This is a genomic window from Paracoccus everestensis (genome assembly GCF_021491915.1).
GTDB classification, from domain to species: domain Bacteria; phylum Pseudomonadota; class Alphaproteobacteria; order Rhodobacterales; family Rhodobacteraceae; genus Paracoccus; species Paracoccus everestensis.
The window spans coordinates 1670804-1692711 of sequence record NZ_CP090836.1 but is presented as its reverse complement, the minus strand read 5'-3'; the positions used below and the strand labels follow the sequence as shown (position 1 = coordinate 1692711).

The 21908-nt window shown below is 63.1% G+C and carries 26 protein-coding genes; 7 read left to right on the top strand and 19 right to left on the bottom strand.

Annotation, left to right across the window (positions count from 1 at the left end):
• Nucleotides 1–142 precede the first annotated feature (142 nt).
• Nucleotides 143–2530: a phenylalanine--tRNA ligase subunit beta gene (gene pheT, locus LZ585_RS08395; RefSeq protein ID WP_234853164.1), complete on the top strand. Its 2388-nt coding sequence runs from the start codon at nucleotides 143–145 to the stop codon at nucleotides 2528–2530.
• A 72-nt stretch (nucleotides 2531–2602) separates the two neighbouring features.
• Here pheT and LZ585_RS08390 read toward each other — a convergent pair whose 3' ends face one another.
• The 7 genes from LZ585_RS08390 to LZ585_RS08360 all read right to left on the bottom strand — a co-directional run bounded on the left by LZ585_RS08390 (nucleotide 2603) and on the right by LZ585_RS08360 (nucleotide 8010).
• Nucleotides 2603–2839, bottom strand: coding sequence for a ribbon-helix-helix domain-containing protein (locus LZ585_RS08390; RefSeq protein WP_234853163.1), 237 nt, complete (start codon nucleotides 2837–2839; stop codon nucleotides 2603–2605).
• Nucleotides 2832–3023 (bottom strand): DUF4169 family protein, encoded by a 192-nt coding sequence (locus LZ585_RS08385; RefSeq protein ID WP_234853162.1) that lies wholly within the window; start codon nucleotides 3021–3023, stop codon nucleotides 2832–2834. Before LZ585_RS08385 ends, LZ585_RS08390 begins: the two co-directional genes overlap by 8 nt.
• A 65-nt stretch (nucleotides 3024–3088) precedes the next feature.
• On the bottom strand, nucleotides 3089–4483 hold the full coding sequence (fumC, locus tag LZ585_RS08380; RefSeq protein WP_234853161.1) for a class II fumarate hydratase: 1395 nt from the start codon (nucleotides 4481–4483) through the stop codon (nucleotides 3089–3091).
• 80 nt (nucleotides 4484–4563) lie between these two features.
• A complete protein-coding gene (locus LZ585_RS08375) occupies nucleotides 4564–5454 on the bottom strand; it encodes a dihydrodipicolinate synthase family protein (protein WP_234853160.1) in 891 nt (296 codons plus the stop codon).
• Between the two features lie 58 nt (nucleotides 5455–5512).
• Nucleotides 5513–6331, bottom strand: a complete 819-nt coding sequence (locus LZ585_RS08370) for a transglutaminase-like domain-containing protein (RefSeq protein ID WP_234853159.1) — start codon at nucleotides 6329–6331, stop codon at nucleotides 5513–5515.
• Nucleotides 6332–6354: 23 nt separating this feature from the next.
• On the bottom strand, nucleotides 6355–6777 hold the full coding sequence (locus LZ585_RS08365) for an OsmC family protein (protein WP_234853158.1): 423 nt from the start codon (nucleotides 6775–6777) through the stop codon (nucleotides 6355–6357).
• Nucleotides 6778–6852: 75 nt separating this feature from the next.
• Nucleotides 6853–8010, bottom strand: a complete 1158-nt coding sequence (locus LZ585_RS08360; RefSeq protein ID WP_234853157.1) for a deoxyguanosinetriphosphate triphosphohydrolase — start codon at nucleotides 8008–8010, stop codon at nucleotides 6853–6855.
• 75 nt (nucleotides 8011–8085) lie between these two features.
• Between LZ585_RS08360 and LZ585_RS08355 the strand changes: the two genes are divergently transcribed.
• Nucleotides 8086–8409, top strand: a complete 324-nt coding sequence (locus tag LZ585_RS08355; RefSeq protein WP_234853156.1) for a HesB/IscA family protein — start codon at nucleotides 8086–8088, stop codon at nucleotides 8407–8409.
• Here the strand turns inward: LZ585_RS08355 and LZ585_RS08350 are convergent.
• Nucleotides 8406–8978, bottom strand: coding sequence for a hypothetical protein (locus LZ585_RS08350; protein ID WP_234853155.1), 573 nt, complete (start codon nucleotides 8976–8978; stop codon nucleotides 8406–8408). The two genes, LZ585_RS08355 and LZ585_RS08350, sit on opposite strands and share 4 nt — an antisense overlap.
• Nucleotides 8979–9042: 64 nt before the next feature.
• Here LZ585_RS08350 and xth point away from each other — a divergent pair, with 64 nt between their 5' ends.
• Nucleotides 9043–9828, top strand: a complete 786-nt coding sequence (gene xth, locus LZ585_RS08345) for an exodeoxyribonuclease III (RefSeq protein WP_234853154.1) — start codon at nucleotides 9043–9045, stop codon at nucleotides 9826–9828.
• Here the strand turns inward: xth and LZ585_RS08340 are convergent.
• On the bottom strand, nucleotides 9825–10712 hold the full coding sequence (locus LZ585_RS08340) for a cation diffusion facilitator family transporter (RefSeq protein WP_234853153.1): 888 nt from the start codon (nucleotides 10710–10712) through the stop codon (nucleotides 9825–9827). The two genes, xth and LZ585_RS08340, sit on opposite strands and share 4 nt — an antisense overlap.
• 114 nt (nucleotides 10713–10826) lie before the next feature.
• Between LZ585_RS08340 and LZ585_RS08335 the strand changes: the two genes are divergently transcribed.
• On the top strand, nucleotides 10827–11153 hold the full coding sequence (locus LZ585_RS08335; RefSeq protein ID WP_234853152.1) for a YnfA family protein: 327 nt from the start codon (nucleotides 10827–10829) through the stop codon (nucleotides 11151–11153).
• A 3-nt stretch (nucleotides 11154–11156) separates the two neighbouring features.
• On the opposite strand, the gene LZ585_RS08330 is transcribed toward LZ585_RS08335, so the two are convergent.
• Genes LZ585_RS08330 through LZ585_RS08325 form a run of 3 tightly spaced genes read right to left on the bottom strand, consistent with a single transcriptional unit; the run spans nucleotide 11157 to nucleotide 13401 of the window.
• Nucleotides 11157–11498: a hypothetical protein gene (locus LZ585_RS08330; protein WP_234853151.1), complete on the bottom strand. Its 342-nt coding sequence runs from the start codon at nucleotides 11496–11498 to the stop codon at nucleotides 11157–11159.
• Entirely contained in the window at nucleotides 11498–11626 is a 129-nt protein-coding gene (locus tag LZ585_RS14860) for a hypothetical protein (protein WP_256445604.1), read from the bottom strand. Before LZ585_RS14860 ends, LZ585_RS08330 begins: the two co-directional genes overlap by 1 nt.
• Nucleotides 11623–13401, bottom strand: a complete 1779-nt coding sequence (locus tag LZ585_RS08325; protein ID WP_234853150.1) for an extracellular solute-binding protein — start codon at nucleotides 13399–13401, stop codon at nucleotides 11623–11625. Before LZ585_RS08325 ends, LZ585_RS14860 begins: the two co-directional genes overlap by 4 nt.
• Before the next feature lie 350 nt (nucleotides 13402–13751).
• On the opposite strand from LZ585_RS08325, the gene LZ585_RS08320 reads away from it, so the two are divergent.
• Nucleotides 13752–14534: a 3-hydroxybutyrate dehydrogenase gene (locus LZ585_RS08320; protein WP_234853149.1), complete on the top strand. Its 783-nt coding sequence runs from the start codon at nucleotides 13752–13754 to the stop codon at nucleotides 14532–14534.
• 36 nt (nucleotides 14535–14570) lie between these two features.
• On the opposite strand, the gene LZ585_RS08315 is transcribed toward LZ585_RS08320, so the two are convergent.
• Entirely contained in the window at nucleotides 14571–14951 is a 381-nt protein-coding gene (locus tag LZ585_RS08315; RefSeq protein WP_234853148.1) for a baeRF12 domain-containing protein, read from the bottom strand.
• Nucleotides 14952–14996: 45 nt separating this feature from the next.
• Nucleotides 14997–16199: a pyridoxal phosphate-dependent aminotransferase gene (locus tag LZ585_RS08310; RefSeq protein ID WP_234853147.1), complete on the bottom strand. Its 1203-nt coding sequence runs from the start codon at nucleotides 16197–16199 to the stop codon at nucleotides 14997–14999.
• Between the two features lie 87 nt (nucleotides 16200–16286).
• On the opposite strand from LZ585_RS08310, the gene LZ585_RS08305 reads away from it, so the two are divergent.
• The gene (locus tag LZ585_RS08305; protein WP_234853146.1) at nucleotides 16287–16577 is read left to right on the top strand and encodes an FAD assembly factor SdhE; all 291 of its coding nucleotides are present in this window, start codon (nucleotides 16287–16289) and stop codon (nucleotides 16575–16577) included.
• 127 nt (nucleotides 16578–16704) lie between these two features.
• Entirely contained in the window at nucleotides 16705–17205 is a 501-nt protein-coding gene (locus tag LZ585_RS08300; protein ID WP_234855793.1) for a MarR family winged helix-turn-helix transcriptional regulator, read from the top strand.
• A 12-nt stretch (nucleotides 17206–17217) separates the two neighbouring features.
• Here the strand turns inward: LZ585_RS08300 and LZ585_RS08295 are convergent, their stop codons facing one another.
• From LZ585_RS08295 to LZ585_RS08275, 5 genes are all read right to left on the bottom strand, one after another.
• Nucleotides 17218–17646: a VOC family protein gene (locus tag LZ585_RS08295; RefSeq protein WP_234853145.1), complete on the bottom strand. Its 429-nt coding sequence runs from the start codon at nucleotides 17644–17646 to the stop codon at nucleotides 17218–17220.
• Between the two features lie 19 nt (nucleotides 17647–17665).
• Complete coding sequence (locus LZ585_RS08290; protein ID WP_234853144.1) at nucleotides 17666–18145, bottom strand: dihydrofolate reductase; 480 nt, start codon at nucleotides 18143–18145, stop codon at nucleotides 17666–17668.
• 1 nt (nucleotide 18146) lies between these two features.
• Nucleotides 18147–18980 (bottom strand): thymidylate synthase, encoded by an 834-nt coding sequence (locus tag LZ585_RS08285; RefSeq protein ID WP_234853143.1) that lies wholly within the window; start codon nucleotides 18978–18980, stop codon nucleotides 18147–18149.
• 1 nt (nucleotide 18981) lies between these two features.
• Complete coding sequence (gene parE / locus LZ585_RS08280) at nucleotides 18982–20940, bottom strand: DNA topoisomerase IV subunit B (protein WP_234853142.1); 1959 nt, start codon at nucleotides 20938–20940, stop codon at nucleotides 18982–18984.
• Between the two features lie 258 nt (nucleotides 20941–21198).
• The gene (locus tag LZ585_RS08275; RefSeq protein ID WP_234853141.1) at nucleotides 21199–21858 is read right to left on the bottom strand and encodes a glutathione S-transferase family protein; all 660 of its coding nucleotides are present in this window, start codon (nucleotides 21856–21858) and stop codon (nucleotides 21199–21201) included.
• Nucleotides 21859–21908 lie beyond the last annotated feature (50 nt).

Sequence of the window (21908 nt, the reverse complement as noted above, 5' to 3'; positions counted from 1 at the left end):
AGTTCTGGCATTCCCATGGGCCTGGGGCAATCACCGCCTGCACGATTTCGGCGGATTGGGGCAGCTTGGCGCTTGACCATCCCGCCCCGGAACGGTTCAACGCTGGCAAATGCCCGTGCTGACGTAACCGGAAAGCGAAGTCATGAAGTTCACCCTCTCCTGGCTCAAAGAGCATCTGGAAACAACCGCGACCCTGGACCAGATCACCGAGGCGTTGACCGACCTGGGCCTGGAGGTCGAGGAGGTTCGTGATCCGGCAGCGAAGCTGAAGGCTTTCACCTTGGCGCGCGTGCTGCACGCCCAGCAGCACCCGGACGCCGACCGCCTGCGCGTTTGCCGCGTGATGACCGACGAGGGGGAAAAGCAGATCGTCTGCGGCGCCCCCAATGCCCGCGAAGGCATCACCGTGGTTCTGGCCAAGCCCGGCGACTATGTCCCCGGCATCGACGTGACGCTGGGCGTGGGCAAGATCCGGGGCATCGAAAGCCACGGCATGATGGCGTCGGAACGGGAACTGGAACTGTCCGAGGAACATGACGGCATCATCGAGCTGCCCTCGGGCGAGGTGGGGCAGCGGTTCGTGGATTGGCTGGCCGAAAATGCGCCGGACAAGGTTGACCCGATGATCCACATCAAGATCACGCCCAACCGCCCAGACGCGCTTGGCGTCCATGGCATCGCACGCGACCTCGCGGCGCGGGGCCTAGGGGTGCTGAAGCCGGTTGCGGGTACAGTGGTGGCAGGGCGCTTTGCCAGTCCCATCGCTGTTTCCATCGGCCCCAAGATTGCAGACAAGGCCCCCTATTTCGCAGGCCGGGTGATCCGCAGCGTCAGGAACGGTCCTTCGCCGGAATGGCTGCAACAACGGTTGCGCGCCATCGGTCTGCGACCCATCAACGCCCTTGTCGATATCACCAACCTGTTCACCTATGACTTGAACAGGCCGCTGCACGTCTTTGACCTGGCAAAGGTTTTCGGCAACCTTCTTGTCCGTTCCGCAGCGCCGGGCGAGGAAATCCTGGCTCTCGACGGCAAGACCTATGCGCTGCCCGATGGCGCCATGGTGATCGCCGATGCGAATGGCCCGGAAAGCATCGCGGGCATCATGGGGGGCGAACACTCGGGCTGTTCGGACGACACGACCGATGTCTTTCTGGAAAGCGCCTATTGGGATCCCATCGCCATCGCGGCGGCGGGCCGGGCGTTGAAGATCAACAGCGACGCCCGCTATCGCTTTGAACGGGGCGTCGATCCAGCGTTCACCCGTCCGGGGCTTGAACTGGCGACACAACTGATCCTGGATTGGTGCGGCGGCGAGCCGTCCGAAGTGATCGAGGCGGGGGCGGTTCCCGACACTGCCCGCGCCTATCGGCTGGATACGGCGCGGACTGCCAGCTTGGTCGGCATGGACATTCCGGCTGACCAGCAGCGTGCCACGCTGACGGCGCTTGGTTTCCGCATGGACGGCGACATGGCCCATGTACCGTCCTGGCGTCCCGATGTATTGGGAGAGGCCGACCTTGTCGAGGAAATCGCCCGCATTGCCAGCCTGACGAAACTGCAAGGCCAGCCCTTGCCGCGCCCGCGCCCCGGCGTGCCGCAGCCGGTCCTGACCCCCTTGCAGGTCCGTGAACGCACCGCGCGGCGTCACGCCGCCGCATTGGGCTATAATGAGTGCGTCACCTACAGCTTCATCGACCGCGCCTCGGCTGAGCTGTTCGGCGGCGGTTCGGATACCGTCCGGGTCGAAAACCCGATCAGCAGCGAAATGACCCATCTGCGCCCCGACCTGCTGCCCGGCCTGCTGAGTGCTGCTGCCCGCAATCAGGCACGCGGGTTTTCCGACCTTGCGCTGTTCGAACTTGGCCCGGTTTTCGCAGGGGGTGAACCCGGCGAACAGACCACGCAGATCGCAGGGCTGATGATCGGCAATACCGCCCCCCGCGATCCTTTCGGCAGCCGCCGCAGAGTCGATCTCTACGACGCCAAGGCCGATGCCGAGGCCGTGCTGGCAGCCATCGGCGCGCCCGCCAGGGTGCAGGTGAACCGCAAGCTGGATCTGTGGTGGCATCCGGGCCGCGCGGGTAATATCGCGCTTGGCCCGAATGTGCTGGCGACCTTTGGCGAAATCCACCCGCGAATCCTGCGCAGCCTGGATGTGAAGGGTCCAGCCGTCGCCTTCACCGTCCGCATCGCCAATGTGCCATTTCCTAAGACCCGCACGGCCACACGGCCCGCGCTCACCCTTTCGGAATTGCAGGCGGTCGAACGCGACTTCGCCTTTGTCGTGGATCCTCAGGTCGAGGCCTTGGCCCTGGTCAATGCCGCCGCAGGCGCGGACAAGGCGCTTATCGACGGCGTGACGGTCTTTGACCAGTTCACCGGGCTGGAGGGCGGCCGGAAATCCATCGCCATCACCGCCCGCCTGCAACCTCGCGGGAAAACCCTGACCGATTCGGAAATCGAGGCCGTCAGCCAGAAGATCATCGACAAGGTGCAAAAGGCCACCGGGGGCACCCTGCGCAGCTAAGGGTCTTCTTCACGTAAATATCCCGCAGGGGGTCCGGGGGACGCGAAGTCCCCCGCTCCTCGCGGGACGCGATCAATCATGCCGCCGCAGGTCCGCGACCACGAACAGCCGCAGCGCCGTCGCCAGACCAACCTCGGGCGGGCGAGCGTGATCGATCTGCCCGATCAGGTACGCCCGGGTCATGCCTCGCGTGCGGGCGGCATCGGCGATGCCGCGCCAGAATGCCTCTTCCAGCGAAACCGACGTGCGGTGCCCGTCGATCGTCACCGACCGCTTGACCGGCGGGGTCATCGGCGGCAGGTCAATCATCGGTCGCGGTATCGTCGCGGCGATGCGCATCAAGAACACGGCCGGCGCGGTCCGCTTCCGCCTGGCGGGCCTCCCGGACGGGCTTCGCCTCGCCAAAGCGTGCAGCATTGGCATCGCCCGCCGCGCGTTTCGCGTCGCGGGCACGTTGCTTGCGAGTCTGGCGCAGGTTGACGATCTTGGTCATGCGGATCCAACGAACAAGGGCGCGGCCATTATACCCCGCCCCTGCCGTCACTGGTCAAGCCGCGATCAATCCTTGGGGCCGATCATGTCTTCGGGACGGACGACGCGATCAAAGGTTTCGCCATCCACCAGACCAAGGGCAATGGCTTCTTCGCGCAGGGTGGTGCCGTTCTTGTGTGCGGTCTTGGCCACTTTGGTCGCGTTGTCGTATCCGATGGTCGGCGCCAGCGCCGTGACCAGCATCAGCGATTCCTTCATCAGCTTGTCGATGCGGGCGACGTTCGCCTGGGTACCCACCACCATGCTGTCGGTGAACGACCCCGCCGCGTCGCCCAGCAATTGCATGGATTGCAGGACATTATAGGACATCATCGGGTTATAGACGTTCAGTTCGAAATGCCCCTGCGACCCGGCAAAACCCACCGCCGCGTCATTGCCCATGACATGGGCGCACACCATGGTCAGGGCCTCGGCCTGGGTCGGGTTGACCTTGCCCGGCATGATGGACGAGCCCGGCTCGTTTTCCGGCAGGATCAATTCGCCCAGACCCGACCGCGGGCCGGACCCGAGCAGGCGCATATCGTTGGCGATCTTGAACAGCGATGCCGCAACCGTCTTGAGCGCGCCCGAGAAGAAGACCATCGCGTCATGCGCGGCCAGGGCTTCGAACTTGTTCGGCGCGGTGACAAAGGGCAGGCCAGTAATCCGGGCGATTTCCGCCGCGATGGCCGTGTCCCAGCCCTTCTTGGTGTTCAAGCCGGTGCCAACCGCCGTGCCGCCCTGCGCCAGTTCATAGATGTCGGTCAGCGCCAGCTTGACCCGCTCGATCCCCTTGGCGACCTGATGGGCATAGCCGCCGAATTCCTGGCCCAGCGTCAGGGGCGTCGCGTCCTGCGTGTGCGTGCGGCCGATCTTGATGATATCTTTGAATTCCTGCGCCTTTGCCTCAAGCGCCTTGTGCAGCTTTTCCAGGCCGGGGATCAGAGTGTCGCGCGCGACCATGCCGATGGCGACGTGCATCGCGGTCGGGAAGGTGTCGTTCGACGACTGGCTCATGTTGACGTGATCGTTCGGGTGGACCGGCTTTTTCGACCCCAGTTCCCCGCCCAGGATCTCGATCGCGCGGTTGGAAATCACCTCGTTGGCATTCATGTTCGACTGGGTGCCGGAACCCGTCTGCCAGACAACCAGGGGAAAGTTGTCGTCAAACTTTCCCTCGAACACCTCGGTTGCAGCCTGTTCCATCGCATTGCCAATGCCGGCATCCAGGTCGCCGTTTTCCTGGTTCACGCGCGCCGCCGCCAGCTTGACCGCGCCCAACGCGCGGATGATGGCGACAGGCTGGCGTTCCCAACCGATGGGAAAGTTCTGGATCGACCTTTGGGTCTGCGCGCCCCAGTATTTGCTGGCGTCAACCTCCAGCGGGCCAAAGCTGTCGGTTTCGGTGCGGGTCTTGGTCATGGAAAGGCTCCCTCGCGATTTCGCGCGGTTCTAGCCGCCGAAAGACCGATAGGCAATCGGTATGCAACGGTATGCCGGTTTCAGATCTCGTCCAGGGCGGAAATGGCATTGCGCAGCGCCACGTCGTGATCGGGCGCAAGCGGCAGGATCGGACGCGGCGGCTGCGCATCCGACAGGTCCATCAGATTGGCCGCACGATGAACGACGCGGAAGCTGCCGTATTGGCGAAACAGCGACCAGAGCGGCTGAAAGCTCGCGTCGATCCGATCGGCTTCCCGACTGTCGCCTGCTTGGGCCGCCCGCACCAGACGCAGCGTGGCGTCGGGCCAGGTGCCCGCAGCCACGCTGTAGAAGGCATCGGCGCCCGCCAGCATTGCCGCCCCGCAGCCCCAATCACCGCTGTAGCCGATGGAAAACCCCTGCGGCAGATCGGCGCGCAGACCTGCGATTTCAGTCGCGAAGTCGTCGTGTGCGGGCAGGGGCATCTTGACCGCGCGGATCTGTGGAATGGCCGACAGGCGGACCAGCAGATCGGGCGAGAAAGTGAAATGCGTGGTGGTCGGGTTGTTGTAGATGCAAACCGGCAGCTCGCCCGCGTCCGCGATGGCGCCGAAATGGGTGAACACCTCGTCATCCGTCAGGGGAATGTAGGATATCGGCGGCACCAGCAGCGCGTCCGCCCCGGCGGCCTTGGCATGGCGGGCAAGCGAGATGGCCATGTCGGTGCGCAATGCACCAACGCCCACGATCAGGGGCAGGCTGCCGTCCAATTCGGCCATGGACGCGTCCACGGCGACGCGGCGCTGATCGGGGTCCAGATAGGCAAAGCTGCCGGTGCTGCCCAGAACGCAAACTGAATCGACCCCAGCATCCGCCGCCCGCCTGACGAACCGGCGCAGATCGCCGGGGATCACCTGTCCGTCCGCATCGGCAGGGGTGATCGGGAAGGCGGAAAGGCATTTGAAATGCATGATACTGTCCCCGCATGGCATCGGAGCAGAAGGTCATGCGGCGACCGGAATGGCAAGGTCAGGCGAACAGCATCCCGTCCAGTTCGTTCCCTTGGTCATCCACGGGAAAACACCAGACCCGAAATTTGGTCAGGGTATGGGGACCGAAGGTGTTGATCAGGGGCACGTCCGCGGCGTCCAGTCCGCGCGCCACCACCACGCGGCCAATGCGGCGTTCGTTGTTGCGGGGATCAAAGGTCCACCACTTGCCGCCCAGGAACACCTCGATCCAAGCGGCAAAATCCATCGCCGCAGCGGCCGGGGGCACGCCGATATCGCCGACATAGCCGTTGACGTAGCGTGCCGGGATGTTCAGCGCCCGCAGATAGGCCAGCGCCAGATGCGCAAAGTCACGGCAGACGGCGACCCCGTCGTTCCGGGCGCTTGCCGCCGTGCGGAACTGCGAGGCCAGCTTATAGTCGAACACCAGGCTGCCGTTCACATGATCGACGATGTATTGCACCCGGTTCCAGCCGGGCGCGACATTGCCGAACAGCCGCCAGGCCTCGTCACTGACCAGATCGGTTTCGACATACCGCGAGGCGGTCAGAAATCCCAGAACCTCGGTCGGCAATGCCTCGACCGGCCATTCGGCGGCATTGAGGTCGGCCTCGTCCCGTGTGCCGGGGTCGTTTACCGTGATGTCGCTGTAGATGGTAAAGGCCCCAGCCGGCGCCATCATGCGCCGGCAGATATTGCCGAAGCGATCGACATAGCTCTGGACCGGGACCGAGGGCGTCGTCGTGAAGTCCTCGGGGAAGACATAGTCACGCTGCCGCGCCGTCTCGGGCGTGGTCAGACAGATCAGGGGGGTGTCCTGAGGCGTCTGTATCGTCATCTCGTGCCCGATCCGGATGCGCATCAGGCGACTGTCGCCTCCATCGTGACTTCGGCGTTCAGCAGCTTGGAAATGGGGCAGCCTTCCTTGGCCTGCTGGGCCAATTCCCTGATCTGCGCCTTGTCCCCGTCGGCCGAGATGGTCGTGACCAGATGAGCCTTGGTGACGGTAAAGCCGTCTCCATCCTTTTCCAGCGTGATCTTGGAGGTCGTCTTGATGTCGATACCGCCAAGGCCCGCGCCCGACAGCATATTGGCCAGCGCCATGCTGAAGCACGACGCATGGGCCGCACCGATCAATTCCTCGGGGTTGGTGCCCGGCTCGTCGCCGAAGCGCTTGTTAAATCCATAGGACAATTCTTTCAGGGCACCCGACTGGGTCGATACGGTGCCGTTGCCGTCCTTCAGCCCGCCCTGCCAAGTGGCCGATCCGCTGCGCGTGAACATTCCTGCGTCCTTTCTGCATCCAAGGTTCAGCCCCGAACGCATTGGGCAGGCAGAGGTTCAGGTCCGGCGAAAATATCACCGCCCGTTGAACAGACGCTGGTGTTCCGCGATGGCAAAACGGTCGGTCATGCCTGCGACGTAATCAAGAACGACACGGGCGCATTGCGTCTCGTCCCCCGCCTCCCTTGCGATGCTGGACCAGTGGTCGGGCATCTGGCCCGGATCGTGCAGGAACAGGGGAAACAGGTCGTTCAGCATCGCCGTCACGTTGCCGCGTTCCACCACGACCGAGGGCGCGCGATACATCCGCGTGAACAGGAAGGACTTGATTGCCTTGATGTTCTGGTAGAGCGGCTTGGAAAAGCGGATGATCGGCCCGTCCATGTTGCGGATGTCCTGCGCGGATTGCGGCTGCAACCCGGCCAGGCGGTTCTGGGCGACGGCAATCACGTCCTCGACCATGGTGCCGAAGACGCGGCGCAGCGCCTCGTAGCGGCGGCGCGTCGGGTCCAGTCCGGGGTAAAGCCGGTCCACCTCGGCAAAGGCGGGACCGACGACGGGCAGTTCGGCCAGTTCGTCTTCGGTGAACAGTTCCGCCCGCAGCCCATCGTGCAGGTCGTGATGGTTATAGGCCACGTCGTCGGCCACTGCCGCGACCTGGGCTTCCGCGCTGGCATTGGTGTGCAGTTCCAGATCCCAGTCCGCGTTCACCTCGGCCAGGGCATAGGCCAGGGGGCCGGTGACGGGACCGTTGTGTTTGGCGATCCCCTCCAACGCCTCCCACGTCAGGTTCAGCCCGTCGAAATCGGCGTAATGGCGTTCCAGCCGGGTGACGATCCGCAGTGCCTGGGCGTTGTGGTCGAACCCGCCATAGGGTTCCATCAATGCCGCCAGGGCATCTTCGCCGGTATGGCCGAAGGGGGGATGGCCCAAGTCATGCGCCAAGGCCACCGTTTCGGCCAGATCCGTGTTAAGGCCAAGCGCGCCTGCGATGGTGCGGGCGACCTGGGCCACCTCGACCGTGTGGGTCAGGCGGGTGCGGAAATAATCGCCGCGATAGGCCTCGCCATCGTGTTCCACGAAAACCTGGGTCTTGTGCTTGAGGCGGCGGAAGGCCGACGAATGGATAATCCTGTCCCGGTCGCGCTGCCAAGGACTGCGAAAGGTGGACATCCGTTCAGGGTGCAGCCGCCCGCGGCTGGCGTCGGGATGACAGGCATAGGGGGCATTCACGGGGGCAGGGCCTTCCTTGCAACAGGTGCGTTCGAGCCTATATTTAGGAACTGCCGACGAAAACGGGAACGCCCCATGAACCTGCCGCCCAAAGTCACCGAACGCGCCTTTGCCAAACTGGCCGAGATCAACGATTCGGACAATGTTCGCCCCTTGCGTGTGGCCGTATCGGGCGGCGGCTGTTCGGGGTTCCAGTACGACATCCGCCTGGACCAGGCCGAGGCCGACGATCTGGTGCTGGAAGGCGCGGGCCAGAAGGTCGTCGTCGATCCTGTATCGCTGCCTTATCTGGCCGGGGCGGTCATCGACTTTGCCGACGAGTTGATCGGCGCGCGCTTTGTCATCGACAACCCGAACGCATCGGCCAGTTGCGGCTGCGGCACGTCCTTCTCGATCTAGCCGCAGACGCGGGTGCGGGTGTCCAGATCGATCTCGAGCCTGCGCAGGCCGGGGGTGGGCAGGCGGTTCAAATCGTCCTCGCGTTCCTCGTCCAGCTCGATCAGATCGGTTGTCACGGTCAGTCCCTGGCACAGATCCAGCGGCCCGGCGGACACGACCGTCATCCTGCCGTCGCTTTCCATCAGCCGGATGATATAGCCGTGCTTGCGCGCCACCGATGCGCCAAAGCTCATCGGCTGGTCCATGGTGGTCCATTCGGTCGCCGGACCGAACAGCGTATCTTCGTCCTGCCAGTCGCGGCCATGGGCGAAACGGATGTCCCAGGTGCCAGGCGGGACAAGCAGGCGAAAGAAACTGCCGCCGTGGATATAGCCGGCCATGACCGGATCGCCCCCGTCAGGCGGTGCCAGGAAGACGACATAATCCTGCCCCGGCATGGTCTTGACCACCAGGGGCAGCGTGGCCGGCAATCCGCTACGGTTCCACATCAGCCCGGCGCGCGGCCGGTCCTGCGCCCAGGCGGGCAGGGCCAAGACAATCAACAGCAGCAGGGCAAGCAGGCGGCGCATGGGGGTGAACGCAAGCTTCCCTCCTGCGGTTGCCAATCGCGCGGCATTCACTGATGATGCGGCCATGAAAATCGCGACATTCAACATCAATGGCGTCAAGGCCCGCATCCCGGCGCTGACTGACTGGTTGGCCGGATCGGGGGCTGACCTGGTCGTCCTGCAGGAAATCAAGTCGGTGGACGAGGGGTTTCCCCGACAGCATTTCGAGGATCTGGGCTGGACCGTCGAAACCCATGGACAAAAGGGCTTCAACGGCGTGGCGATCCTGTCCCGGCTGCCGCTGGAGGATGTAACTCGCGGCCTGCCCGGCGACGAGGCAGACGAACAGGCCCGCTATATCGAGGCGACGGTGCTGGGCACCCATGCCGTCCGCATCGCGGGGCTGTATCTGCCCAACGGCAACCCCGCGCCGGGACCGAAATATGATTACAAGCTGGCCTGGATGGAACGGCTGCGCCTGCGCGCAGAAGAACTGCTGGCAAGCGAAATGCCGGTGGTGATGCTGGGCGACTTCAACGTCATCCCGGAACCGCGCGACGCTGCTCGTCCGGCAGCCTGGGTCGATGACGCGCTGTTCCTGCCTGAAAGCCGGGCGGCCTTTCGCCGGATCGTGGCCCAGGGCTGGACGGACGCCGTGCGCATTCGCGACCCTTGGGCCACGCGCGGGCCATTCACGTTCTGGGACTACCAGGCGGGATCCTGGTCGCGCGACGACGGCATCCGCATCGACCACCTGCTGCTGTCCCCGCAAGCCGCCGACCTTCTGGTGGAAACCGGCATCGACAAGGATGCGCGCGCTGCGGAAAAGCCCAGCGACCATGTTCCCGTCTGGGTCAGGCTGGCGGCCTAAATCACCAGAACGCCCGAATGCTTGGCCTTGTGTTCGGGTTCGACATGGATGGTGATCTGCGCGTCGTCCAGTTGCCCCCGCAACGCGGCTTCGATCCGGTCGCAAATGGCGTGGGCCTCGGCCACCGGGGTTTCGCCGTCCACCACCAGATGAAAGTCGATGAATGTCATGCTGCCCGCATGGCGGGTGCGCAGGTCATGCGCCTCGATAGCGCCATCGGCATGGTCGGAAATCGTGGCCCGGATGTCGCGCAGCATATCGTCGGAAACCGCCCGGTCCATCAGCCCGCCCAGCGATGCGGTCATCACCTTCCAGCCCGACCACAGGATATTGACGGCGACCACCGCCGCCAGGATGGGGTCCAAGATCGCATGACCCGTCGCAATTGCCAGGGAAACCCCCAGGATCACCCCGGCCGAGGTCACGACATCCGACAACAGGTGCCGCCCGTCCGCAACCAATGCGGGCGATTTCAGGCGGCGGCCCTGGCGGATCAGGACGCTGCACCAGACCGCGTTGATGGCCCCGGCGAATGCGTTGATTGCCAGGCCCAGAACGGGCGCATCCAGCGGACGGGGGTTGCGGATGCCGTGATAGGCTTCTTCCAGGATCAGCAGGGCCGCTACGATGATCATGACGCCTTCCAGCACGGCGGACAGGAATTCGGCCTTGTGATGTCCGTAAGGGTGGCTTTGATCGGCAGGCCGCTGGGCAATGCGGATCGCGATCAGGGCGGCCAGGGCGGTCGCCACATTGACGGTGCTTTCCAGGGCATCCGACAGCAACGCCACCGACCCCGTCAGTCGCCAGGCCAGCGTCTTCAGCGCCAGGACCACGATCCCGATTGCGATGCTGCCCATGGCGATCTTGATGGTGCGATTCATCGCGACGGTCCTTCGTGTCATCCCCCCGTCGGGCGGCATTTGACAGAAGCAGAGGTCAGTTGCAACTGGAAAGGGGTGCTGGACGCTGCGCGTGGCCTTCGCTATCCAGCCGCGATGCAGGCATTCGCGCTCTACCTGATCGCCGCCTTAGCCGAAATCGCCGGCTGTTTCGCCTTCTGGGCCTGGTTCCGGCTGGAAAAATCACCCCTGTGGCTGCTGCCTGGGATGGCATCGCTGGCGTTGTTCGCGTGGGTGTTGACGCTCAGCCCGGCAGATCATGCGGGCCGGGCCTATGCCGTTTATGGCGGCGTCTACATCACCGCGTCGGTTCTGTGGATGTGGCTGGCCGAGGGGCGCAGACCGGATCAATGGGACGTGACAGGGACCGTGGTCTGCCTAGCGGGCGCGGCCATCATCCTGTGGGGACCGCGCGCCGCCTGACGGTCAGTCGTCGCCGTCGTTCGGATATTCGTCGTCATCCCCGAAACGGGCATCATCGGCGAATTCATCCTCGCCCTCGCCCACATACTTGGCACTGAGGGCGATTGAGTGATTGTCGTGCGCCGGATCCATCACCACGTCGGACGGTATCTCTCCGGCCAGCCATTCGCGCAATTCCTCGCGGATCTCGGACGGTTCCTGCCCGGTCGTTTCCGCCAGATGCGATATGAAGGCGCGCTGATCGCCGTCGATCTCGTCCAGGTCGGATTCATCGACTTCGGGCCATTTTTCCACGATCGCTTCATAGAAAGCGGCCCAGTTCTGCTGCACATGCTGCCATTTCATCAGTATCCGCCTCCCATCGACGACTGCGCCCAGTTTGCGACGCCCGTTATATCCTCGCCCACGCCGGCGACCGTATTGCATCCGGCCAGCATCGCGCAGGCCAATGCCATGCCTATCACTGCTCTCATTCCTCTGCCTCCTGCCACCAAAGCTCGGGCATGAAGCCCGGCCAATCTCCGTAAAGCGGCGTTGTTTCGGCAGGATACCGCAGGTCCGCGGCATGGGCCAGCCGCGAGACCGGCGAGAACCCGACCGGTATGACGTAACGCCCGGCAGTCAGGATTCGATCCAAGGCACGCACGGCTGCGGTGAAATCCGCGTCGGTTTGCGAGTTGACCATGGCGGCGATCACGGCCTCGGCAGCGGGGCTTTTCATGCCCATCCAGTTGCGGCTGCCGGGCTGATCGGCGGCATCCGATCCCCAATACAGCAGCTGTTCGTTGCCCGGCGACAGCGACAAGGCGCGTTCATACCAGGTCATGTCGAACTGGAATTCATTGGTGCGCTGCACGAACTGCGCCGAATCCAGCAGGGTGATGCGCGCCTGCATTCCCAGGTTGCGCAGCGCCTGGACATAGATGTCGGCGATCTGCTGGGTTTCCGATGCCGTGCGCATCGAGGTGCCGGACTGGTTCAGCAGGATTTCGAAGGCGAATGGGCGGCCTTCCGCATTTTGCAACACGCCGTCGCGGACCGTCCAGCCTGCATCCGACAGCAGCGCAATAGCCCGGCGCAGGCCTGCACGGTCAAGCGCGCGGTCCGACCCCTCGGGCAGGGTATAACCTTCGATGGTTCCCGGCGGCAGGTCTGCGGCAAAGGGCGCCAGCAGGTCGGCCACGCGGCCGGTCGCGGGACCGGGCTGCATCGCCAGGGTGGAATTGGCGAAATAGGACGTGATGCGCCGGTCCTTGCCGCCGTTCAGCGTCGTGTTGATGAAGCGGAAATTGAACGCCTCGATCATCGCCTGCCGCACCCGCCAGTCGGCAAACAGCGGGTTTCGGGTGTTCATCACCAGGCCCATGATACCCGACGGCCGGCTGTTGGGAATCTCGGCCTTGACCGCATCGCCGCGCGCGATCAGCGGAAAGTCGTATTCGCGATCCCATTTCAGCGCGGACAACTCTCTCCAGACCGTCACCTCGCCCGCCTTGAACGCCTCGAACATGGCATTGGCATCGCCGAAATAGTCATAGCGGATCACATCCAGATTGTTGCGCCCGCGATTGACCGCCAGATCCTTGCCCCAATAATCGGGGTCACGGCGAAAGGTGATCATGCGGCCCGGATCGACCTGATCCACAATGTAGGGACCGGACCCGATGGGCACGTCCAGGCTCGAGGCGGAAAACTCCTTCCCCTCCCACTGGGCCTTTTTCAGGACCGGGCGCAGACCCATCAGCATGGCCAGTTCTCGATCGTTCTCGGTGAAGGAAAACCGGATGCTGCGGTCGCCGGTTTGTTCCATCTTCACGACCTTGGACCAGGCACCGTGGTAACGCGGATGGCCTTGGGTGCCCAATGTCTCATAGGACCACATCACATCCGCCACCGTGACGGGCGATCCATCCGAAAACCGCGCCTCGGGGCGCAGGGTGAATTCGACCGAAGACCGGTCCGCCGCGGCTTCGACCGACTGGGCCAAAAGGCCGTAAAGCGTGAACGGCTCGTCCAGACTGCGATACATCAGCGTCTCGGCCACATGGATGCCGACGCCCCATGCTGCATTGCCTTTCAGCACCCAAGGCTTGAGCGAGTCGAATCCCCCCGGCTCGGCCAAACGAATCATCCCGCCCCCCGGCGCGTCGGGGTTGACATAGGGCAGAGCGGAAAATCCCTGCGGTAGAGCGGGTTCACCATACATCGCAATGGCATGAGCAGGGGCGGCATGGCCTTGCAGCGGCATAGTTGCAACACCCGGAAAAGCCCCCAAAATCAGGCACAAGGCGCGGATAAACGCGAATTTGTTAAGGTTTCTTAAGATTTTCATTGCCCGTCCGCGTGCTTTTCTTGTTTTCGATACAAATTCAACTGACTCGGATGGGGATCGTCAATGGCGGGTCGAACTTCTTCGTTGGACTCTGACGGTTGTTGGCGTATAAATGGCTTACTGCTCGATAGGTTTCTTGCCTGTATGAAACCTGCCTCATGACTTAGCGCCCGCCTTGTGCGGGCGTTTTTTTTTGCCCATGCTGCACCAGCAAACGATCTGGCCCTGTGTCAGACCGTTTAAAGTCATCAGTCAGGAGGGGGGCGATGTTCCAAAAATTTCTAGGCGGTAAAACCGCAATCGTGACGGGTTCCAACTCTGGCATCGGGCTTGGGGTGGCGCGTCGTCTGGCCATGGCCGGGGCGGATGTCGTCCTGAACAGCTTCACGGACCGGGACGAGGATCATGCCCTGGCCCGGAATCTGGCTGAGGAACATGGCGTAGCGGTCCGCTATATCAAGGCGGATATGTCGCAGGGCGCCGAATGCCGTGCCTTGATCGAACAGGCGGGGCGTTGCGATATCCTCGTCAACAACGCAGGCATCCAGCACGTCGCACCGATCCAGGATTTTCCCGTGGACAAATGGGACGCGATCATCGCGATCAACCTGACTTCGGCCTTTCACACCACTGCGGCCGCCTTGCCGATGATGCGCGCCGCCCGCTGGGGCCGGATCGTCAACATCTCTTCCGCCCACGGGCTGACGGCAAGCCCCTTCAAGTCAGCCTATGTCGCGGCCAAGCACGGGATTGTGGGATTTTCCAAGGTCACCGCCCTGGAAACCGCGAAAGAACCCATCACCTGCAATGCGGTATGTCCCGGCTATGTCCTGACCCCCTTGGTCGAGGCGCAGATTCCCGACACGATGAAGGAATACCGCATGACCCGGGACGAGGTGATCCACAAGGTGATGCTGGAACGCCAGCCCTCCAAGGATTTCGTCACGGTAGAGCAGTTGGGCGACACCACGGCCTTTCTGTGCAGCGATGCGGCGGCGCAGATCACCGGCACGACCATCAGCGTGGATGGCGGCTGGACTGCGATGTGAAGGAAACGCCATCCTGGCACGGGTGGCGTCCCCCTGTCAGGCCAACGCGTCCTCGACGCTGCGCAGATCGGAATTGGTCAGGTTCTTGGCGACCTCCTTGCGCAGGCGGAACTGCAGTTCCTTGTGATATCGTCTGCGCAACGCCCCCAGGGTCGAGGGATCGGCGATCACCGCGATGTCATCGATCTTGTGCTTCAGCACCATCGCATTCAGGTGATCGGCAAGCTGATGCGCGAACATATCGGGGTCATCGCCCGGAATGACATCAGGAATGGCATCGCCGGCCTTGGGCTGGTTCAGGCTTTCCAATGTGACCCGTTCCGTTTCCGTCAACTCAAGGCCATGCTTGGCTGTATTGCGAAACAGCGTCGCGGAACGGCCGTCGGCCACGACGATCAGGGCGTTGTGGGGCAGCATCTTTGTCTCCCTTTCATGCTGCCTGTTAACGCGCCGCGGCTGCGGTCAGTTGCAGCCTTCGCAGAACCGCCGGATGCGGGCGACGGCCTCGGTCAGCTGTTCGTCGCTGGTCGCATAGGAAATGCGGAAATGCGGGCTGAGGCCGAAGGCTGCGCCAAAGACCACCGCAACCCCGGTTTCGTCCAGCAGCGCATTGGCGAAAGCCTCGTCATCCGCGATGACCGTGCCCGCGCCCGAGGTCTTGCCGATCAGCCCTGCAATCGAGGGATAGACATAAAACGCACCCTGCGGCGTGGGGCAGTCGATGCCGGAGCAGGCGTTCAACCCGGCCACGACCAGATCGCGGCGTCGTTGGAAGACCGTTCGGCTTTCGGCGATGTAATCCTGCGGTCCGGTCAGCGCAGCCTGGGCCGCATATTGGCTGATCGAACAAGGGTTCGAGGTCGATTGCGACTGCAGTTTGGCCATGGCCCGGATCAGCGGTTCCGGCGCCGCGCCGTAACCGATGCGCCAGCCCGTCATGGCATAGGCCTTGCTGACCCCGTTCATCGTCAGCGTCCGGTCCTTCAGCAGCGGCTCGACCTGGACGGGGGTCACGAACTCGAACCCGTCAAAGACCAGGTGTTCATAGATGTCATCTGCCAGGATCCAGACCTGCGGATGGCGCAGCAATACGTCAGTCAGGGCCTGCATCGCCGCGCGGTCGTATCCTGCGCCGGACGGATTGGACGGCGAATTGAGGATCAGCCATTTCGTGCGCGGCGTGATCGCCGCATCCAGTGCCTCGGGTGTCAGGCGAAACCCTTGATCCTGCCCGCATTCCACGATCACCGGCGTTCCCCCGGCAAGCAGCACCATGTCGGGATAACTGACCCAGTACGGGGCGGGGACGATCACCTCGTCGCCTTCGTCCAGCGTCGCCATCAGCGCATTGAACAGGATCTGCTTTCCGCCCGTGCCGACGGTAACCTGGGACGGGGTGTAATCCAGCCCGTTTTCCCTCGCGAGCTTGTCGCAGATCGCGCGCTTCAGCGACGGCGTGCCGTCCACCGCAGTATAGCGCGTGTGGCCTGCATCAATGGCGACCTTGGCGGCGTCGCGGATATGGACGGGCGTGTCGAAATCCGGTTCGCCAGCGGACAGGCCGATGATGTCGCGGCCCTGCGCCCGCAGTTCCGCCGCGCGGGTGGTCATCGCGATGGTAGGCGAGGGTTTGATTCGGTTCAGGCGATCGGACAGGAAACCCATGGCAAACCTTGGTGATTTGAACGACGTTGCGGTATGGCTTATGCTGACCCGTCAGGGACGGCAAGCACGCCCGAAAGGATGCATGGAATGATCGAATCTGCTGAAACCCGTCTGCGGCGTCTGAAAATGCGCAGTTGGCGCCGGGGAATGAAGGAAATGGACCTGATCCTGGGTCATTTCGCAGATGACGCCCTGGCATCGCTGGATGGCGCCGACCTGGATGCCTACGAGGTCATGCTGTCCGAAAACGATCAGGATCTGTATCTTTGGGTGACGGCGCGGGTTAATGGCGGGACGGATCGTGGCCCGGCAAGCATCGCGGCCGTCCTGGACCGGATCGCGGCCCATGCAGCGGAACGGCTGAAGCCCGTTCGATAAAATTTTCCCCAATCTTCCGCGGAAGTTCCGTTGCATTAACTGAAGATTTTCGTTTTTGCGGCAATGTCGGGTCATGAGGAACAAATCAGGACCGCGAGACGCCATGATTTCCCCCGCGCCGCGCGATATGCGCCCCCAAGCTGACGTTCAGGCCCTGCCGGACCTGGCAGATACGACCGAGGCTTATCTTGAATCCCTGCAGCTTCTGGAACGGCTGCACCGGCTGATGCTGGATCTGGTCAAGGACGAATTCGAACGTCTGGGCCAACACGACCTGACCCCAGTCCAGGCGATGATCCTGTACAACCTCGGTGGGGCCGAGGTTTCTGCAGGCGAACTGCGGTCACGTGGCATGTATCAGGGCTCAAACGTCAGCTATAATCTGAAAAAGCTGGTAACGATGGGCTATGTCCACCACGAACGCAGCGACATGGACCGCCGGTCCGTGCGGGTAAAGCTGACGCCTGATGGACAGGCGGTCCGCGACATGGTCCACCGCCTGTTCCTGCGCCATGCAGAAGGGCTGGCCATGTCCGGCGTGCTGGAAGATCCCCCCTTGGACCAGGTCAACCTGCAAAGCCGCCGGATCGAACGGTTCTGGCTGGAGCAGATCCGCTATATCTATTGACCGAAAGGAGCCTTACCAATGGCCGGTATTTTCCATGCTGGCCCAGGGTTCCGCCGGAGGCAGGGCATCGCCTTCTTGCAGCAGCTCGACCGACACGTTGTCCGGACTGCGAACAAAGGCCATGTGCCCGTCCCGCGGCGGGCGGTTGATGGTGACGCCTGCATCCATCAGCCGCTGGCACAGGTCATAGATATTGCCGACGCGGTACGCCAGGTGGCCAAAATGGCGGCTGTCCGAGGGCAGGCCGTCGTCGCCATCCCAGTTATAAGTCAGCTCGACCGGGCATTCCGGCTGGCCGGGCGGGGCCATGAAGACTAGTGTGAAGCGGCCCTTGTCGTTGTCGATACGACGGGTTTCCTCCAGCCCCAGCAGCTTGAAAAAGGCCATGGTCTTGTCCAGATCGGCGACCCGGACCATGGTGTGCAGATAACGAATGTTCATGGAGATCCCTTCCGGTGGTTCAACGTCGGCGCAGATATTCGAACAGGGTGCAGCGCGGGTGTTCATGGCGCAAATCGACGGAGCCCAGGCAGTCCCATTCGTTCCTGTCGAAGGCGGGAAAGAATGTATCGGCATCCCGCACGTCCAGATCCACCTCGGTCAGCAACAGCCGGTCGGCCAGGGGCAACAGCGCCTCATAGATACCTGCCCCGCCAATGCCGTAAACCCGCCGATAACCCATGGAATGCGCATGATCAAGGGCAGCCCGAGGCGTGGCAGCAACATGGTCCGCCGCGTCCGGGTTCGAGGATACCACCAGGTTCAGGCGGTTCTTCAGGGGCTTGAAGGGCAGGCTGTCCCAGGTCTTGCGGCCCATGACGACCGCGCCGCCGGTTGTTTCTCGCTGAAAGAAAGCCAGATCCTCGGGCGCGCGCCAGGGGATGTCGTTGTCCTTGCCGATGGCGCCGTTGCGGTCGCGGGCTGCGATCAAGGTCAGCATCTTACACGGCCACCGGGGCCTTGATGGCCGGGTCGGGATCATAGTTCAGAACCTCGAAATCCTCGTACCGGAAATCAAAGATCGACGCGACATCGCGGCGCAGGCGTATTTGGGGCAGGGGCTTGGGCGTCCGGGCAAGCTGGGTCCGCACTTGGTCCAGATGGTTGGAATAGATATGCGCATCCCCGATGGAATGCACGAAGTCGCCGGGTTCGTATCCGGTGACATGGGCCAGCATCACCTGCAACAACGCATAGGACGCGATGTTGAACGGCACCCCCAGGAACATATCCGCCGAGCGCTGATACAGTTGCAGATGCAGCTTGCCAGCAAGAATGCGCACCTGCCACAGCGTGTGGCAGGGGGGCAGCGCCATGTCCGGGACGTCGCCCGGGTTCCAGGCCGACACGATCAGACGGCGCGAGTCAGGCGTCTTGCGGATCGCCTGAACCAGGTCAGCGATCTGATCGACATGATCCGCAAAGAACAACGCGCGGCCGCCGGAATCCTGCCCGCTGGGCACCAGCTTCGGGAAAAGCCGCCACTGGCGGCCATAGACGGGGCCAAGGTCGCCGTTCTCATCCGCCCATTCGTCCCAGATGGAGACACCATTTTCCTTTAGATATCGGATGTTTGTGTCGCCGGACAGGAACCACAGCAGTTCGTGGATGATCGACCGCAGGTGCAGCTTCTTGGTCGTCACCAGCGGAAAGCCGTCCGCCAGCGGATATCGGCATTGCAGGCCGAAATGGCTGATCGTACCCGTTCCCGTACGGTCCGTGCTTTCGTGCCCCTGATCCAGGACCATGCGCAAGGCGTCGTGATACTGGCGCATCTCAGACGTCCAGCTCTTCGGCGAAGCGCGCGTTTTCCTGGATGTACTCAAACCGCAATTCGGGCTTCTTGCCCATCAGCCGTTCAACCAGTTCGCCGGTTTCCCCGCCTTCGTCGTCGTCGATGCTGACGCGTATCAGCTTGCGGGTCTTGGGATTCATGGTCGTGTCCTTCAGATCCTTGGCGTCCATCTCGCCCAGGCCCTTGAACCGCTGCACGTCGATCTTGCCGCGCCCGCCCAGGCCCTTGACCAGCATCCGTTCCTTTTCGGCGTCATCCGCAACATAAACCCGATGCGCCCCCTGGGTCAGGCGGTACAGCGGCGGGCAGGCCAGATACAGATGCCCCTTGTCGATCATCGGCCGCATTTGCGTAAAGAAGAACGTCATCAGCAGCGAGGCGATATGAGCGCCGTCCACATCGGCGTCCGTCATGATTATGACCTTGTCATAGCGCAGGTCATCGACCTTGAACTTGGATCCCATTCCGACGCCAAGCGCTTGACAAAGATTGCTGATTTCCTGATTGGCCCCCATCTTGGTGGAGGCCGCGCCCAGCACGTTCAGAATTTTTCCGCGCAGCGGCAACAGCGCCTGGTTGGTGCGGTCCCGCGCCATCTTGGCCGATCCGCCCGCACTGTCGCCCTCGACGATGAACAGTTCGGTGCCGTCCCGGCTGGTGGCGCTGCAATCGACCAGCTTGCCGGGCAGGCGCAGCTTTTTCGTGGCCGTCTTGCGCGCGGTTTCCTTTTCCTGCTTGCGGCGCAGGCGTTCGTCGGCACGCAAGACCAGAAAATCCAGGATTGCGCCCGCGGATTTCGTATCCCCCGCCAGCCAGGTGTCGAAATGGTCCCGCACGGCGTTCTCGACCAGGCGCGCGGCCTCGGTCGTGGCAAGACGGTCCTTGGTCTGGCCTACGAATTCCGGCTCGCGGATAAAGCAACTGACAAGCGCGCAGCCGCCGGTCAGCAGATCCTCTCGGGTGATATTGGCGGCTTTCTTGTTGCTGATCCGCTCGCCATAGGCGCGCACGCCTTTCAGGATCGCGGCCCAGAAGCCCGCTTCATGTGTGCCGCCTTCGGGTGTGGGCACGGTGTTGCAATAGGACTGGATGAAGCCGTCGCGCGAAGGCGTCCAGTTGATCGCCCAGTCCACCTTGCCGGGCGCGCCCTGGCGGCGGAAATCGACAGTGCCCGCGAATGGCCGGTCGGCATAGGTGCTGGCGCCCGTCAGTGTTTCGGCAAGGTAATCGGCCAGGCCGCCGGGGAAATGGAACGTCGCCTCTCGCGGAGTTTCGCCGTCGTCGATTTCCGATTTCCAGCGGATTTCCACGCCACTGAACAGATAGGCCTTGGATTTCACCATCTTCAGCAGCCGCGCGGGCTTGAAGCGGTGGTGGCCGAAGATGTCCTCGTCGGCGTGGAATGTCACGGTTGTGCCGCGCCGGTTGGGGGCGGCCCCGATCCTGGCCACCGGCCCCTGCGGAACGCCGCGCGAAAAACGCTGTTCGAACAGTTCCTTGTTGCGCGCGACCTGCACCACCATAAGGTCCGACAGCGCATTCACGACCGAGGCGCCGACCCCGTGCAGCCCCCCCGAGGTCTGGTAGGCATCGCCCGAGAATTTGCCGCCGGCGTGCAGGGTGCAAAGGATCACCTCGAGCGCGGATTTGCCGGGAAACTTGGGATGCGGGTCAATCGGGATGCCGCGTCCGTTGTCACGCACGACGACACTGTGATCGGCCAGCAGCTCGACCTCGATTCGGGTGGCATGGCCTGCCACCGCCTCGTCCATCGAGTTGTCGAGAATCTCTGCCACAAGGTGATGCAGCGCGCGTTCGTCCGTCCCGCCGATATACATGCCGGGCCGTTTGCGCACAGGCTCCAACCCTTCCAGAACCTCGATCGAGGCGGCGGAATAGCTGTCGATCGCATCGACTGCGGAAAGAAGATCGTCGGCCATGGGGTTCTGCTCTTGTTCTCGGTTGGGGGACTATCTCATGCAAGCGGGACCAAGGCCAGTCCCGCTGCACCCGGCCCAGCGTGCCGATTGTTCGTCATGCCTTGGACCAGGGCTGCGATCTTATGACCGAAGTCTTGGACATTGGAGTCGCGGCAGGCGTGCATCCCAAAAATACCATGCGGCTCGCTCAATACGGTGGTCATGCAGTTGCGGCTTGTCAGGGGGCCCGTGGTAATCTTCTGGTTCTACGAGGGCGCTTTACTCCGGTTCGGCCAGCCGGGCTTCCCACATCTTTCGAAATGCCGGACGGGACTGGCACCGTTCCAGCCAAGCCATCACTGCGGGAAACTGTCCCATCAACTCGCCATATCCCTGGGCATAGCGCAGCACCTCGGCAAGGTTCAGATCGGCCACCGTAAAGCGGTTTCCGACCAGATGTTCATGGGTGGCCAGATGACCTTCGATCACCTTCAAGGGCCGGATCAGGCGTTCGGCTGCATTGGCGACAAGAGCTTGATCGTCGCCCGATTGCAGGCGTGACGGGGCGTGAAGGAACAGGATCGTCAGCGCCTCGGGTTCGACGGCAGTGGCGGCGTAAAAGCTCCACTGCATCATCTGCGCGTCTTCGTCCAGGTCGGCGGGGCCAAGGTGGCCGCCGTACTTGCGTGCCAGATACAAGGTGGCGGCAAGGGATTCGCTTAGGGTCAGGCCGCCATCCTCGATCACCGGGATGGTTCCTGCGGGCGACAGCGCCAGGAAGGCCGGGGAATGCGTGTTCAGGGGCGCATCGGGCGCATCGGGGTGGCCCAGGCGATAGGCCTGAATGACTGGGATCTGGCGAAACTCCAATCCGATCTCGTGGCACAGCCAGATGATGCGCGAGGCGCGCGAACGGGTGACGCCATGGATGGTCAGCATGAAAGGCTCCTTCATCGGCCTGCAGGTTACGTCAGCATGGCAGCGCCGGA